This is a genomic window from Acidobacteriota bacterium (assembly GCA_040754075.1).
In the GTDB taxonomy this organism is placed as follows: domain Bacteria; phylum Acidobacteriota; class Blastocatellia; order UBA7656; family UBA7656; genus JBFMDH01.
Window position 1 is genome coordinate 65,884 of sequence record JBFMDH010000034.1, and the last position, 14,329, is coordinate 80,212.

General features: G+C 48.3%; 12 protein-coding genes. All 12 read right to left on the reverse strand.

The annotated features are described in order from the left end of the window. Positions 1–27 precede the first annotated feature (27 nt). Positions 28–1,914, reverse strand: coding sequence for an asparagine synthase (glutamine-hydrolyzing) (gene asnB / locus AB1757_26320; GenBank protein ID MEW6130578.1), 1,887 nt, complete (start codon positions 1,912–1,914; stop codon positions 28–30). A 65-nt stretch (positions 1,915–1,979) separates the two neighbouring features. Beyond that, complete coding sequence (locus AB1757_26325) at positions 1,980–3,032, reverse strand: methyltransferase domain-containing protein (GenBank protein MEW6130579.1); 1,053 nt, start codon at positions 3,030–3,032, stop codon at positions 1,980–1,982. A gap of 455 nt (positions 3,033–3,487) precedes the next feature. Continuing rightward, positions 3,488–4,786, reverse strand: coding sequence for a glycosyltransferase (locus AB1757_26330; protein ID MEW6130580.1), 1,299 nt, complete (start codon positions 4,784–4,786; stop codon positions 3,488–3,490). A 19-nt stretch (positions 4,787–4,805) separates the two neighbouring features. Beyond that, positions 4,806–6,512 carry a carbamoyltransferase C-terminal domain-containing protein gene (locus AB1757_26335; protein ID MEW6130581.1) on the reverse strand — a complete coding sequence of 569 codons (1,707 nt, stop codon included), beginning with the start codon at positions 6,510–6,512 and terminating at the stop codon, positions 4,806–4,808. Between the two features lie 43 nt (positions 6,513–6,555). Next, complete coding sequence (locus AB1757_26340; protein ID MEW6130582.1) at positions 6,556–7,665, reverse strand: NAD-dependent epimerase/dehydratase family protein; 1,110 nt, start codon at positions 7,663–7,665, stop codon at positions 6,556–6,558. Positions 7,666–7,690: 25 nt separating this feature from the next. Then, complete coding sequence (locus AB1757_26345) at positions 7,691–8,830, reverse strand: glycosyltransferase family 4 protein (GenBank protein ID MEW6130583.1); 1,140 nt, start codon at positions 8,828–8,830, stop codon at positions 7,691–7,693. Continuing rightward, positions 8,830–10,170: a glycosyltransferase family 39 protein gene (locus tag AB1757_26350; GenBank protein ID MEW6130584.1), complete on the reverse strand. Its 1,341-nt coding sequence runs from the start codon at positions 10,168–10,170 to the stop codon at positions 8,830–8,832. Before AB1757_26350 ends, AB1757_26345 begins: the two co-directional genes overlap by 1 nt. A 6-nt stretch (positions 10,171–10,176) precedes the next feature. Further along, positions 10,177–11,442: a glycosyltransferase family 4 protein gene (locus AB1757_26355; protein ID MEW6130585.1), complete on the reverse strand. Its 1,266-nt coding sequence runs from the start codon at positions 11,440–11,442 to the stop codon at positions 10,177–10,179. A gap of 22 nt (positions 11,443–11,464) precedes the next feature. Beyond that, a complete protein-coding gene (locus AB1757_26360) occupies positions 11,465–12,304 on the reverse strand; it encodes a polysaccharide deacetylase family protein (protein MEW6130586.1) in 840 nt (279 codons plus the stop codon). A gap of 35 nt (positions 12,305–12,339) precedes the next feature. Then, positions 12,340–13,131 carry a class I SAM-dependent methyltransferase gene (locus AB1757_26365; protein ID MEW6130587.1) on the reverse strand — a complete coding sequence of 264 codons (792 nt, stop codon included), beginning with the start codon at positions 13,129–13,131 and terminating at the stop codon, positions 12,340–12,342. 48 nt (positions 13,132–13,179) lie between these two features. Further along, a complete protein-coding gene (locus AB1757_26370; protein ID MEW6130588.1) occupies positions 13,180–13,371 on the reverse strand; it encodes a hypothetical protein in 192 nt (63 codons plus the stop codon). Between the two features lie 105 nt (positions 13,372–13,476). Further along, the gene (locus tag AB1757_26375) at positions 13,477–14,202 is read right to left on the reverse strand and encodes a class I SAM-dependent methyltransferase (GenBank protein MEW6130589.1); all 726 of its coding nucleotides are present in this window, start codon (positions 14,200–14,202) and stop codon (positions 13,477–13,479) included. Between the last annotated feature and the right edge of the window lie 127 nt (positions 14,203–14,329).

Genomic DNA, 14,329 nt, shown 5'->3' on the forward strand with positions numbered 1-14,329 from the left:
TCCTGTATCCCGACTCCCGAATCCCGGCTAATCAATGAATTCACGATGCCATAATTCGAGCATCAACAAATTCCAAAGCGCAAAGCTGTGATCGGCGCGACGTTCAATATGGTCGTGTACCATTCGTTCAACAAATTGTTGATTGAAATACCCGCGCCGCATTGCTTGCTCGGATAATAGCGAATCTTCGAGCAAATTGCGAAGCGATGTGCGAAACCAATCGCCAATCGGCACGCCGAATCCCATCTTGCGACGATAAACATTGGCGTCCGGCAATAAATCTTTGAAGGCGCGTTTGAGCAGGTATTTCGCCTCTTTGCCTCTGAGTTTCAAATCAACCGGCAGACGCGCGGCAAATTCCATCACTTCGTGGTCTAAAAATGGCGAACGGGCTTCGAGGCTGTTTGCCATCGACGTGATGTCAACTTTAACCAGCAAATCAAACGGCAGATATGACGCCACATCAACGCACATCGCCGCATCTACGGGGTCAAGATGGTTGGCTCTTTCAAACAATTCAGCAAACCATTTATCGGTTTTGTGTCCATTTAATGAGGCACGAAAGTCTTTGGCATAAAGGCGCGCTTTGGCATCCTCGCGAAAATATTCGACCCAGTTGCCGTAACGTTCAGCCATCGGTTTGGTTGAAACCGACAAAAACCGTTTCGCCTGTCGCGCGCGACTTTTCGGATTGATAGAATCGGGCAACACTCGTTTCAACAGATTCGCCGACAGCGCAAAGCCCGGCACTTGATTGGCGCGTTCGGCAAGGCGATTACCGAGATAGCGTTCATAGCCCGCGAAACTTTCATCGCCGCCATCGCCATTAAGCGCCACGGTCACAGACTGGCGCGTCATCTGCGCAACATAGAATGTTGGAATCGCCGATGAATCGGCGTAAGGTTCGCCGTAATGGCGCACCAGTTTCGGAACGATTGCCAGGGCGTCCGGCTCAACGATGAATTCCTGATGGTCTGTGCTCCACAGGTTGGCGATGCGGCGGGCGTGTTCGGTTTCGTTGTAAGCCGCTTCCTTGAAACCTATGGAAAAGGTTTTCACTGCTTTGTCGGAAAGCTGTGCCATGAGTCCGACAACGATGCTCGAATCAATGCCGCCGGATAGAAAAGCGCCAAGCGGCACATCGCTGATCATTCTCAGGCGCACGGCTTTTGTGAGCTTTTCGCGAATCGCGGCGCTGGCTTCATCTTCGCTGAGGTTGGTTTTCGGCGTGTAATCGAGCGACCAGTAACGCGCCACCTGAATATCGAAATGGTTATCACACACATCGAGTGTGAGGTAATGCGCAGGCGGCAGTTTGAAGATGTTTTTAAAGCCGGTATCGGGCGCAGGCACATAGCCCCACGAGAGATACGCATCAATTGCCGATGGGTTTGGCTCACGCGAGATTTCCGGGTTTGCCAGTAAACCCTGGAGTTCCGACGCGAAGAAAAAATTATTGCCGCTTTGGGTATAAAAGAGCGGTTTTTTGCCGACGCGGTCGCGGGCTAAAAACAGGCGTTTGCGCGGCGCGTCCCAAATGGCAAAAGCAAACATGCCGCGCAGATGTTTCAGGCAATCCGTGCCCCAGTGTTGATAGGCATAAACGATGGTTTCGGTGTCGGTGCGGGTGCGAAACCGGTAGCCGAGACGCGCCAGTTCATCACGAAGCGATTGAAAGTTATAGATTTCCCCGTTGAAGGTAATCCAGATGGTCTGGTCGTGACTTGCGAGCGGATTGCGTCCGGCTTCCGAGAGGTCGATGATGGCAAGGCGGCGATGGCTCAAGGCGCAATGCGCGTCATTCCACAATCCCCAATCATCAGGTCCCCGATGCGCAATGGCATCCGCCATACGCTTTGCCTGCTCAGTTAAATCTTGTCTGGTGTTTGAAACGGCTCCAGCTATTCCACACATAATGAATTAAAATTTAAGCATCAAAGGTTGAATCAAAGTTCGCAATTTCAGTTTCGCGCGTTTGATTACGAATTGAGCGGTTTACGACCACTCGCGCACCAACCGCTGTTCGGTCGCACATCAATGTTTTCAAATCCCGCTCGTTCAAACCATGCAATGACTTCTGTTTTCGTGTAACGATTTTCAATCGGTGCAGAAAATCTATCGAACTGGTCATTCACACACACGCGAAACGGATAATTGGCATATTGTTTCATCGGCAACTTCCCGGCAATTTTTTTCAAGCCTGGAATATGTCGCATGAGTTTATACGGATAAACAAAAAGCAAAAAAGCCAGCATCGCCGCAGGGTATGACAACAAATGAAGCAGTTTGTGCGGAAGGCGCGTGGTAATCCGGCGGGTAAGGTTTATGATTCGCAATAAAGCGTTTTTGACAGGTTGGCTTTCGGGTTGCCAGTAAAGATAAATATGAATTTCGCCGCCCGGTTTTAAAAAGCGCAATAAATTGCGAAATGCCGCTTCGGGTTCAGGCAAATGATGCAACACCCCCATCGAGTAAATGAAATCGAAACTTTCAAGCGCAAAGGGCAAATTGTATAAATCTGCCTGTGAAATCAGCACCGAATCAAACTGGTCGGTGTTGCGTTTGGCAACGTAAATTGCCGAGCCTAAATCGACTCCGAAAACTGTTGCGCCAAATTTTGCCGAGTAGTGCGCGTGACGTCCGCTGCCACAACCGGCGTCCAAAATTAATTTACCGCGAAAGAACTCAGGCGCGCGCGGTTGCATGTACTCAAAAAAATTGCGCTCGTATTCATCGAGCATTTGCGAAAACTGATTCCACTCGTAACCAAAACTTTCTGCGGTTGCAGCTTTTTGTTTGTCGGCATCTGATTGAACGCCTGCACCGCTTAACGCTTCGCGCATTCGCGCCAGCAACATTCGCGGGATACCATCAATTACCGGAAAGGTTTCTCCACAAGGCAAACATTCAAGCGTTACCTCTGCTGCCGATGTTTGCGCGTTGGCAAGTTGTGACAATTTGCCATTGCATGACGGGCAGCATAATGTCTCAAGCAATTTGTTTTTTTGAATTTTTGATGAGGCGGCTAACAAACGGTTTTAATTCCTTAATCAAAGTTCGCAATTGGGGGTTTTGCGAAAATGTGGCTAAAAAAATGATTCCTGAGCAAATTTTCAAAAGGCTTGTAGATTCGTTGGCTCAATGTGAAGCCATTATTCGAGACGCCTGATTTGGAGTGCTGCGACTGGTCGCAGCTTTTGATTAAAACTCAACCCCATGAATTGCGCTTAAACCCTTTGATGAAAGCTTAAAGTCAGGGCTTACGCAGCCGATGTACCGCAGGTTGTCTAACCTGCGGCGAGATTAAGGAATCAAGCCTTTCGGTTCTTGCCAAAGGTCTTGAAGCCATCCCCCGCAGCAGACTAGACAGTCTGCTGTACATCCCTTGCGTAAGTCCTAAAAGTAATTGATTACACTCAACTCTTCATTCATCCGACTGGATACGCAAAAGCGGTAACCGGTTACCGCACTCCAAAATTTTTTCCCATTACTGGCTGACGATTTCGCTCTGCTGAACTTTGAGGCGTTGCGGCTTTTCCAAAAGTTCGTGATAAAGCGTTTCGATGTCGCCCACCAAACGTTTTTTTGAATATTTTTCGAGGGCGAATTTTTGTGCCGCTTCTCCCATCTCGTTTCTCAGTTCAGGTTGGGTTATCAAAAAATGCAAGGCGCGGGCGAAACTTTCGGCGTCGCGACTCGCGGTGGTCAAGCCATGTGCCCACAGCGTAAAGCCCTCTTTCGTTGCGCCCGGTTTGCCCATTAAATCGACCACGCCGCCGACGGCGGTTGAGATAATCGGTCGGGCAAAAGCCATCCCTTCAATGAGAGTTACCGGCGTGCCTTCGTTAAGCGAGGTGAGCGCAATTAAATCGAGATGTTTGTAAAGCGCCAAAACATTTTTGCAGAAGCCCGTGAAAACCACCTGGTCAGTTAATCTCAACTCGCGCGCCAGGGATTCCAACTCTCCGCGCAATTCGCCATCGCCGATGACCACCAGGCGCACACGCGGCGAGGTTTTTTCTGCGTGTTCAAACTCATCCAACAAAATTCTGAACGCTTTAAAAAGCATCGCGTGATTTTTGACTTCGCACAATCTGCCAACGATGCCAATCGTAAACTCATCAGCGGCAATTCCCTGCTCTTCGCGCCAAGTGTGATTTTGCGGTTCAGGGTCTTGAAAATCGACGCCAAGCGGCATCACCAGGAACTGTTCCGGGCGACCGATGCGAAAGTCATCGCAGATTTCGCGGCGTTGTTCATCGCTGATGACAATAATTTTGTCTGTGAAAAATCTCGCGAGCAGGCGTTCGATGGCAATGAACACTCTGGTTTTTGCCGGACTGAAATAGCTATGAAAAATGTGCCCGTGAAAGGTGTGAACCACCGAACATTTTCGCGGTTTGAAAATCAGCGCCGCAGGTGTGAGCCATTTGTAAAGAAATGCCGCGAGCCGCCCAACCGTTCCGGCTTTGGCTTTGTGGGTGTGAACGATTTGCGGTTTGAGGCGTAAAAACCGACGAAATAATTTGCCGATGACGAGTACATCGAGCGGCGAGATGGCGCGGCTCATCTCTTTAATGATAAGCGGTTCGATTCCCGCTTCGCGCGCAAGGTAGGTCATATCGCCTTCACCGGCAGGCACCGTTCCGCTAATCAGCGTGACTTCAAATTCATCGGCGTTTAGTTTAGAGGTAAAGACCGCGTGTTTAGCCGGTCCGCCGACATTGAGCCGATCCATCACACGCGCCACGCGAACCGGTTGATCTTTAACAGATGAATTGCTCATGGATATTGGGCTTTGAAAATTACTTTCGCGCGACGAGATTGTTTTCCAACACCAGGGCGTCAAAGTTTGCGCCTTTGAAGGTTTTGATAGCGTTTTTCGGGGTGCGAACAATTGGCTCTTGAATATTGAACGAGGTATTTAAAAGCATCGGAATACCCGTGAGTTTTTCAAATTCTTTAATCAATTGCCAGTAACGCGGGTTGAGTTCCCGCTTAACGGTTTGCGGTCGCGCCGTGCCATCGACGTGAACCACGGCAGGGATACGCTCGCGGTAACGATCAGCCACCGGCAAAACCGTCACCATAAACGGGTCATAATGTTCACGCCCGAAAACTTCGGTTGCCGCTTCTTCGAGCATCGATGGCGCAAGCGGGCGGAACCATTCGCGCAGTTTGACTTTTTGATTGAGAAGTTCGCGCATATCTGCGCGGCGCGGGTCGGCAAGAAAACTGCGATTGCCAAGCGCCCGCGGGCCAAATTCCATACGTCCCTGGAACCAGCCAATCACTGCGCCATCGGCAATCATCTGCGCGACTTTCGGAAGTAAGACCTCATCCGGCAAAGTTTCAAATTGCAGTCCGGCTTCGCTTAGCGCCGCCGCGCATTCCTCGCCCGTAAACGACGGCCCCCAGTAGGCATTGGTCATTACAAACCCACGCGGATTTTTGAAACGTCCGTGATGCAGCAGGTAGGCAGCACCGAGCGAACACCCCGCGTCACCGGCTGCCGGTTGCACGAAATATTTTTTGAACGGCGATTCGGTCATAATCCGCCCGTTCATTACCGAGTTAAAAACCACGCCACCCGCGAGACAGAGGTTTTCTTCGCGGGTCTCTTCGTAAAGCCCTTCGAGCAGATGCAGCACCACGTCTTCCAAAACTTTCTGGGCGCTGGCGGCAATATCCCAATGGCGCTGTTCGAGTTTTTCACCGGGCAGGCGCGGCGCGCCGAGCGCCTCTTTTGCCGCCTCACTGAATTTATATTTTTTCGCCAGATGATGGTCGAGCACGCGAATGTTGACGTGGAAATCATGATTGCCGTTGATGGATAGCACTTCTTTTGCGAAGAAGTCTTTATATTTCGGATTACCGTAAGCGGCAAGCCCCATCACTTTCCATTCATCACCGGCAAACATATCAAAGCCGATGTAGTTGGTTACTGCCGAATAAAATTGCCCTAAGGAATTGGGAAGTTTTATGCGTTTTAAGACATTGATTTTCGTGCCTTTTCCTTGAGAAAAAAGGGTGGTGGTCTCTTCGCCGGTTCCGTCCATCGTCAATATCGCAGCGCTTTCAAACGGTGAAACCAGAAAGGCGCTCGCCGCATGGCAGAGGTGATGTTCAAGGTAATGAAACTTGAAATCGCTGTCGCCGTAACGCTCGCGAATCATCTTGGGATATTTGAACATTCCAAGGTAGCTATCGCTCACTTGCGCGACGCCTCTATCAACACGGGCGCGAAACATCGCCGGTGACATGGCGAGCGATTTCACCGCCTGCATGGCTTTATGCCTGAGTATCCAGGGCTTCCAGTAAAGACCGATGTGATCGACATCGGATATTTTAATTCCCGCCTGCTCAAGACAATACTGCAATGCGCCGTGCGGGAAACCGGGTTTGTATTTCACCCGCGAAAAACGCTCTTCTTCAGCAGCGGCAACGATTTCACCATCGTGAATCAACGTCGCCGCCGCATCACCTAATGTAGTCAGTCCTAAAATGTACATAAATCTGCAAATTGATTTTTAACGCTTAATAAGAAATCCGAGATTAACGAACCAGATTAAGAGTTTCTAATTCGGCGGTTGCCTGCTTCACCTGATCAGTAGCTTGCTGTTGAGCAACCCAATCCAACAACTCAGGAATCTTGTCTTCAAGCCTGCATTTTGGCTCATAACCCAGCAATTCGCGGGTTCGCGAAATATCGGCAAAACAATGGCGAATGTCGCCAGCGCGGTATTTGGCGACGATTTCCGGTTCGATGTCTTTGCCTAAACCTTTGGCTAACATTTCTGCCACCTGTTTAATCGATGTGGCTACTCCGGTTCCGACATTCAAAGCCTGATAATCGGCGCGGTTGGTTTCGAGCGCCAATAAATTCGCCTGCACAATATCGCTGACATGAACAAAATCACGCGCCTGTTCTCCATCCTCAAAAATAACCGGAGGATGGTTGTTCAGAAGCCGCCCCGAAAAAATCGCACAAACACCGGTATAAGGGTTGGATAAAGCCTGACGCGAACCATAAGCATTGAAATAACGCAGAGCCACGGTCGGGATATTGTAAGCGCGACCGAAGACCAGACAATATTGTTCCTGGTCTTGTTTGCTGATCGCATAAACCGAAGTGGGGAATAAGGGCTTGTCTTCAGATGTTGGGGCAGCTTTCAAAGGCTTTCCTTCATTATCCACCACTTCCCAAATGCGGGCTTCAAGTTGTTCATTGGGGCGAATTTTAGGATAAAAAGCTTTTCCCTCAGAATTAGCATATGCACCTTCACCGTAAATTGACATGGAAGATGCGACAATCAATTTTTGAATTTTATCGCGCTTTGCAAGTATCGCTTCAAGCAAAACGGCAGTCCCAAAATCATTTGCTCGAACGTAACGAGTGATTTCGTACATAGATTGCCCGACGCCGACTTCGGCAGCCTGATGATAAACCGCATCAATGCCGTCAAGCGCCTGTTGAACAACCGCCGCATCACAAACATCACCCTGGATGAATTCGGCATCAGGGTTCAGGTACTCTGCCTTCCCCGAAGTGTGGACTTGCGGCACTAAAGCGTCAAGGATACGAACCCGCTGTCCCTTCGCCACCAGCGCATCAACCAAATGCGAACCGATGAACCCTGCGCCTCCGGTTACCAATACATTCATATTTCAACTCTCTCCCTCAATTTTATTACTCCGTCACGGATTTGATGTTTTCCAAACTATAGTTTTCGACCTGCACACCGGCGGCTACGTTTTTCAACACAGCGGCAAAACGCGGCGCGTGGGCTTGCAACGAGTAACGCTCGGCGACAGTGGCTTTTCCCTTTGCAGCAACTTGTTTTCGCAAATCGGTGTCGCTCATCAAACGGCTTAATGATTCGACCCATTCAGCGGTCGAGTTGGCGATGAAACCATTGACGCCGTGAGTGATGACTTCGCGGTTCATGCCGACAGGTGATGCCACGCAAGGGACGCCTGCGGCTAAGTATTGAATCGCTTTAAAGGCGCATTTGCCTTGTGACCAGTCATCTTCGCGAATCGGATAAAGCCCCAAATCAAGGTCGCAAAAATCCTGGATTTCGCTTTCCCTGCGCCACTGGCGATTTTCAACCTGGACATTGGGAATTTCAATCGGCTTGCCTGCACCAATCACCCGAAAGATAAATTTGTGGCGCGAAGCCAGTTCGGTTAAAGCGGGCTTGATGACCTCAAGGTATTGTGCCGTCGAATGGCTGCCAATCCAGCCAATCACGAACGGTTCATTGCGATGTCGGGATAGGGCTTTTGCGTCGAATTCCGTCGTGTCAACGACGGTCGGCAAAATGGAGACATTGGGGTTGAACTGCCGCGCGTAGTTTGCGAGATACTGATTGCCCGCAAGCACGTGCGCGCTCATTGAAATAATTTTCGAGGTCTTTGCCGGATATTTGAGCCACATCGCGTAGCGTCCATAGGTTGGACTGACATAATGGACAAAAATCGCGTCATCAAAATCAAAGACTATCGGTTTACGAATCACCCGATGAATGAGCCATTCGACAAACGGCGGGCCAAAAAGACAGGCTTCGCGACTGATGAAGACGACATCGAAATTGCGAACTTTGATTGTGTCTTTGAGTCGGCGACAAAGTTCGCAAAATAAGGAAACAGTTTTGCGAAAATGTTGCCCCGGTTGGTACAGCAGTTGAAAGAGTTCATCTGAGAGAAACGGGGCAAGTTCGCATTCAATATTTTCCGATTGAAAATAAGGGAAGTATTGCGAGATGCGATAGCGCGTGCTGGCGGCTTCTACGGGATTCGGCGTCAGAAATAAAACCCGTGTCGCCATCAACTTCGCGCCTCAACGACAATGGGTCTTGCAGGTTCATCCACTCGCGCCTGCCTTCGTTCGCGCCGCCGAGCAAACCGCCGCTCCAATCCGACCATTGCAAAAATCAATAACCAAGGCAGAAGCTGTGCCCGCTGACGATAGACTAACCCGATGTTGCCAAACAGCACACTGTATAAAAACCCGAGTCCAGCAATAAAAATCAGCATCGGTTGAATTTCGTCAAAGCGTTTACGAATGGCATACCAGAGACCAGGAATCACGCCGATGAAAAATAGAATCCACCAGACCAGAAGTTCCGGCAAGGTTAAAAGCATACGCAAGCTGCTGCCGTCTCCGAGTTGCCAGGGAAAAGGCGCAAGCAACAGATGCGCGCCGCCGAATGCGGTCGCGCCAATGAGTCCGCTCGGCGTGCGCAAATCGAAATCACTTTTAACCGTAGAGCCGGTTCCAAGGTTACCCGTTGTTAAACCGGTTTTAAAAGTTTGTGCGCGGTCTATCAAATCCATGCGCTCGATTTCTGCCTGCGCTCTAACCAATGCGCCGGTTAAAAATACGATGGGGACAAAAATCGCCGCCAAACCGATTACCGCGCCTATTCGCAATTTGCGCTGCTTCAGATGAGGGAGAATAAGGGTAAGCGCCACCGCCGCGCCCACGATGTACGCCGCATAAAAGCGAAATGGAATAACTAAGAATAATGCCAGTGCGCAAACCGCAATATATTTGATGCTAACCCCTGAGTTTTTCAGCTTGACACAGGCATAAAGCGCGACCGTTTCAAGCAAAATAATCACTGGTTCTTTAACCGTTTGCGCCGACCAGATAATCATTGACGGGAAAAGACAGGTGACCCATCCGGCGCGCACCGCAACCCGCTCAGAAAAGAGCGTTCGCGCAATTCGATAAGTCAGAACGACGATGAGCGCGCCGAAAAAACAGTTCAACGCCGCAGCGGGGAATCTTCCGGGAACATCAGTAATAAAGAAAAATGCCCCGAGCATATATTGATAGCCTTGATTCGTATTTTCAAAAACACTTAATAAAACCGTTGGTAAATCCAACACGCCCATTCCCTGTGTCACCCAGGTATTACGAAGCATGGTGCCAACTATCCACCCATTAGAGTCATCGTCACCAATTACCTTTGCAATGCCGAACAGATAAAGGATTAAAGAAATGCCAAAACGCGCCGCAACCGCCGATAGAAAAAGTTTCCGTTGAAAATATAAGGTTTCGCGATGATTTTTTGTATAAGCAAGTCCTATATACCCAAGCAGTGTAAGAATGATGAGCACTAACACACCAAAAGTAAATTCAAGTTGCCCATCAAAGTTCATAAGATATCAGGAGATCACTTCAGAGGCGGCAAATTTTTTAGTCTCAATTTCCAGAAGGCGATGATAAAGCCTTCGATACCGCATGCCGCCAACCTCTTCTAAATTGAAATTGCGCATCGCACTTTCCCGACAACGCGCGACAGCAGACTTATCTTGCAATAACTGTTCAGCTTCACGCAATGCTTTTCGATATGCTGATGCGGTGAACTCATTTATCACCACACCAACGCGGTCATTTTGCAAGACATCATCCACATCGCCAATCCCACCATTGGCAATCACCGGAAGACCGCTGGCAAGGTATTCAGCCAGTTTGGTCGGTGATGATGCCAGTTTGGAATAGCAGGGTTTAATAAACGAAATCGCCAGGTCTGCGGTTTTCAAATAACGTGGGATTTCCGCAGGCGCAACCTGTTTAATTAGATAATCATTTTCTGGAATTTTTAATTTCTTGAATTCATCAGCAATCATCGCGGGCGGACTTTGCGTGAGAATCAACGAAAAGCTATTCGGGTTCTTTTCGTGAGCAGTTGCCAAAAACTCTGCCATCTCTCTGGTCAAATACCACCCGCCGAGCGCCCCCACATAAACCAGCACACGCCGTCCGGTTAAACCGAGTTCGGCACGCACAGCCTCTTTATCCAAATCAGCAACAGGCTGGAACCGTCCTAAATCAACGCAACAGGGAATCACTTCTATCGGTCTTCCCTTTTCGTCAACCGTTGCATCTTCACCAAATAAAATATCGCGGGCTTTACCAGTCAACACCACGAATGCGTCAGCGGCGGCAAACAACCTTTTTTCAACAAATTTGGTTAAGCGATAGATGAATCCACCACCAGTCCAGATTCCCGCGTCAACATACTCTTCCGGGAAGAAGCCGCGTATATCGAAAATCAAAGGACAACCGATGAATCGTTTAGCTATTGAGCCAACGGCTGCGGCAACATGTGAGCGCGCGTGCAAAACGTCAATCTGTTTCCTTAATTTGAAAAGCAAGAATGCCCCCATCGCGATGTCATAAAACGTGGCGAGCAGTGAAACCCGTTTATGATAGGGGAGCGCGTGCCAGTTAATACCTTCAGCAGCAAGCCGGGTTTTCCACTCCTGTTTTTCAGAAGGTGCCCAACTGTTTTTGAAGTTTGGTTCAAAAGTAAGGATAGAAATTTCGATGTCGCTTTGTTTTAATTCCCGCAAATAGGGTAAAACCTGTGTCTGCACCAACGGTTCACGCAAACTGAAATAACAGATATAAAAGGTGCGAATGCTCATGATCAACTATGCTTACCGCGCGTTACCTAGGATGCCTTCCTAAAAACAGATTTCTCAAAGACCGCATTCGGCAAGCGAAGCCCGATATTCGGACAGCAAAATTCGGCAAATCATCATCATCACCAATCAACGCGCGGCGTAATTTATAGAGGTCTGTGGTCTCGTCATTAAACCCGTCATCTGCGGTTAAGGCGCAGGCATATTTTGCGGTATGGGCACGTTTGGCAATCTCTTCCGAATATCCGCCGTAAGGGTACGCAAACATCATTTCAGGCTGAGGAATGTAGGTGTTCAGCATCGAACGTGAGTCAAGCAGTTCGGCATCAACCTCTTCGAGTGAAAGGGTTGCCAAATTGCGATGCGAACAGGTATGCGAACCGAATTGAATAGTTTTTTCATTACTTAATTGGCGAACGTCTTCCCAGAATAAATATTCGTTGTCATCTTCGGAAACCCAATTTGTTGGCAAACTCAGGTCATTGTTTTGACGAATCCTGTCGGTTATTAAAAAGATGGAAACTGGAATATTCTTTTCGCAAAGGAGCGGCGCAGCAACCGTTTTGAAATTTCTGAACCCGTCATCAAAAGTTAGAACCACCGAATAATCTGGCAACGATCTATTTTCACGACGGGCGATTAAATAGTCTTTCAATGAAATAACCCGGTAATTGCGCAACAAATATTCTATCTGCGCGCAGAAGCGGTCTTGGCGAATGTGCAAACCGAAAGCGTCATTGTCGCCACGACTTTCGCGCTTCGTCACGCCGTGATAACACAGAATCAATACCTGTTTGCGATGAAGCCAGGCAAATAACCGCGCTAACCCGCTGTAATAAACCAGCAAGAAGAGAATCTTTTTCATCCGGCTTTCGTGTGCTTGGGTTCTCAAAAAAACCGTTAAGGCTTTCGATACAGACCGATGTACCCGTGCGCGAAGAAAGAATTGAAAAACTTACGAGATGTGTACCATTTTTCAAACGGCAGATTTAAACGCATACTCAGTTTGGGCGCAACGCGGGAAAACGGATAAGGAATCGGGGTAAAGCAATATTGCGCACCCCTTTCAAAAATCAACCCTGCGCGCTTTGCGGCTTCATCAAGTTCATCGGGTTGCAGACAAAGCCGAGGCAAGGTGTCTGCGCCTTCCGCACCCAACGCCCGAAAGAGTGCACGAAACGGAGTTGTAATGTTAATCATGAGTTTATCGATATGCACACGTTTAGGAACCGTGATGACCGCGATTGCGTCCGGTCGCATGATACGGGCGATTTCAGCAAGCGCGCGGTCAGGCGTTTTCAAGTATTCAATAACCGCCATGCAGATGACCTGATCATAAGCAGCGCTCGGAAGTTTTAATTCCTCGATACTCCCTTCTTGAAAGCTTACGCCTTCGAGGTGAGTGTATTTTTCTTTGGCTTCGCGGATCATTTCCGGCGACAGGTCAACTCCTTCAAAGGTGCCGCCACGTTCGAGCACATATTGCACCATCACCCCGGGACCGCACCCGACATCGGCAACCCGCCCCAGTCGTCGCGGCAATAATTCAAGCACGCGTTGTCGCCGCACATGAAAGTGATAAGTCAAGCCATCTTTCACTTCATAGAGATGTGACCAGTGTCCGGTTGAAGAGAGACAATCAAAATGTTCGATTACTGCTTCTTTATGTTGAGTTGATGAATCTATAGCCATAGGAATGGTTCTTCTCAGATTGAAATGAGTCCGCAGGAATTTCGTTCCTCAACCTGTCGGGTCGCACTTTCTTTCGCCACCGAATAATCGCGTTTCTTTAAGTTGCTTCATATCAAAAAACGCGAACAGTAAAACGGCATAAGTAATCAAAGGCTGAAAAGCTATTGAATAGCGGGCATTTTCACCATAATCCATCAACGCCTGGCTGATGGAAGCAATCCATATGATTGTGATAATCAACACCCAAATCTCTGATTCGGGATTTTTTAAGAAAACCGATTTCCTAATGAATATCAAGCTCAGGGTTTGGCATACTCTACTTTACTGCTTGCCATAAAAGATTGTTTACTCAGATTGGGGGTAGCCTTTCTTGCGCCAGACGCCCAAAATGGATTTGCCGATTCGATAATTCAATAAGGGGTCAACAAATTTCGAGAGCCGAATCATAACGCTGTCCCAGAATAAAATTTGTTGCTCACTTGGCATGTTACTTTTCAATATCAAATGATTAGCCAGAGAGGCAAACATACCAACGCTATCTAAATATCTGCAATCCACACTCTCCAGCGCATTGGGAATAATTGCCGCTAGTGATTTTCGGTTATACCGGCGGAAATGACCGATTTCCCTATCAAATTCCGTAAACAACCGTTGATGGGCGGGAGACAATATGATCAGATGTCCGGCGGTCTTTAAGTGCGCGGTTGCAGCTATCAACTCCTGTTTATCGTTTTCTATGTGTTCCAGCACATCAATATAAACGATGACATCGAACAACTCCGATTTTGGCAGACTACCAATGAATTCATTTGACACCTCACAAGTTTCTGGAAGTTCTCCCTGAGTGACTCGCTCCTTTAATATGCAACTCATTTCCGCATCAGGTTCAAGACAAACCCAACGATTTTGCTTCCTATTACAAAGTATTTGCGTGGTCGAACCAATGCCTGCCCCAACTTCCAGTACCTCGCCTGTTAAGTATTTGTACAGGAATTTGGCATAGTAATTTTTCCAATTTACGGCTCTGCTGAACAACTCCAGTTCTGAACCAATATAAGAATAGGTCTTCATTACACCGTTTTTTAAGTTTTGTTATATTTCTGATTGTCTGCATTGACCTTCTCATAATGCCTGTTCAATTTGCTTCTTGCAGACTCTATGGAAAATTGCCAATCTATTTTTATCTGTTTTTCTTCCC

Excerpts from the sequence above, each read along its gene's own strand:
- asnB (MEW6130578.1), bottom strand. The coding sequence starts at position 1,914 with ATGTGTGGAATAGCTGGAGCCGTTTCAAACACCAGACAAGATTTAACT.
- AB1757_26330 (MEW6130580.1), bottom strand. The coding sequence starts at position 4,786 with ATGAGCAATTCATCTGTTAAAGATCAACCGGTTCGCGTGGCGCGTGTG.
- AB1757_26335 (MEW6130581.1), bottom strand. The coding sequence starts at position 6,512 with ATGTACATTTTAGGACTGACTACATTAGGTGATGCGGCGGCGACGTTG.
- AB1757_26340 (MEW6130582.1), bottom strand. The coding sequence starts at position 7,665 with ATGAATGTATTGGTAACCGGAGGCGCAGGGTTCATCGGTTCGCATTTG.
- AB1757_26345 (MEW6130583.1), bottom strand. The coding sequence starts at position 8,830 with ATGGCGACACGGGTTTTATTTCTGACGCCGAATCCCGTAGAAGCCGCC.
- AB1757_26350 (MEW6130584.1), bottom strand. The coding sequence starts at position 10,170 with ATGAACTTTGATGGGCAACTTGAATTTACTTTTGGTGTGTTAGTGCTC.
- AB1757_26355 (MEW6130585.1), bottom strand. The coding sequence starts at position 11,442 with ATGAGCATTCGCACCTTTTATATCTGTTATTTCAGTTTGCGTGAACCG.
- AB1757_26360 (MEW6130586.1), bottom strand. The coding sequence starts at position 12,304 with ATGAAAAAGATTCTCTTCTTGCTGGTTTATTACAGCGGGTTAGCGCGG.
- AB1757_26365 (MEW6130587.1), bottom strand. The coding sequence starts at position 13,131 with ATGGCTATAGATTCATCAACTCAACATAAAGAAGCAGTAATCGAACAT.
- AB1757_26375 (MEW6130589.1), bottom strand. The coding sequence starts at position 14,202 with ATGAAGACCTATTCTTATATTGGTTCAGAACTGGAGTTGTTCAGCAGA.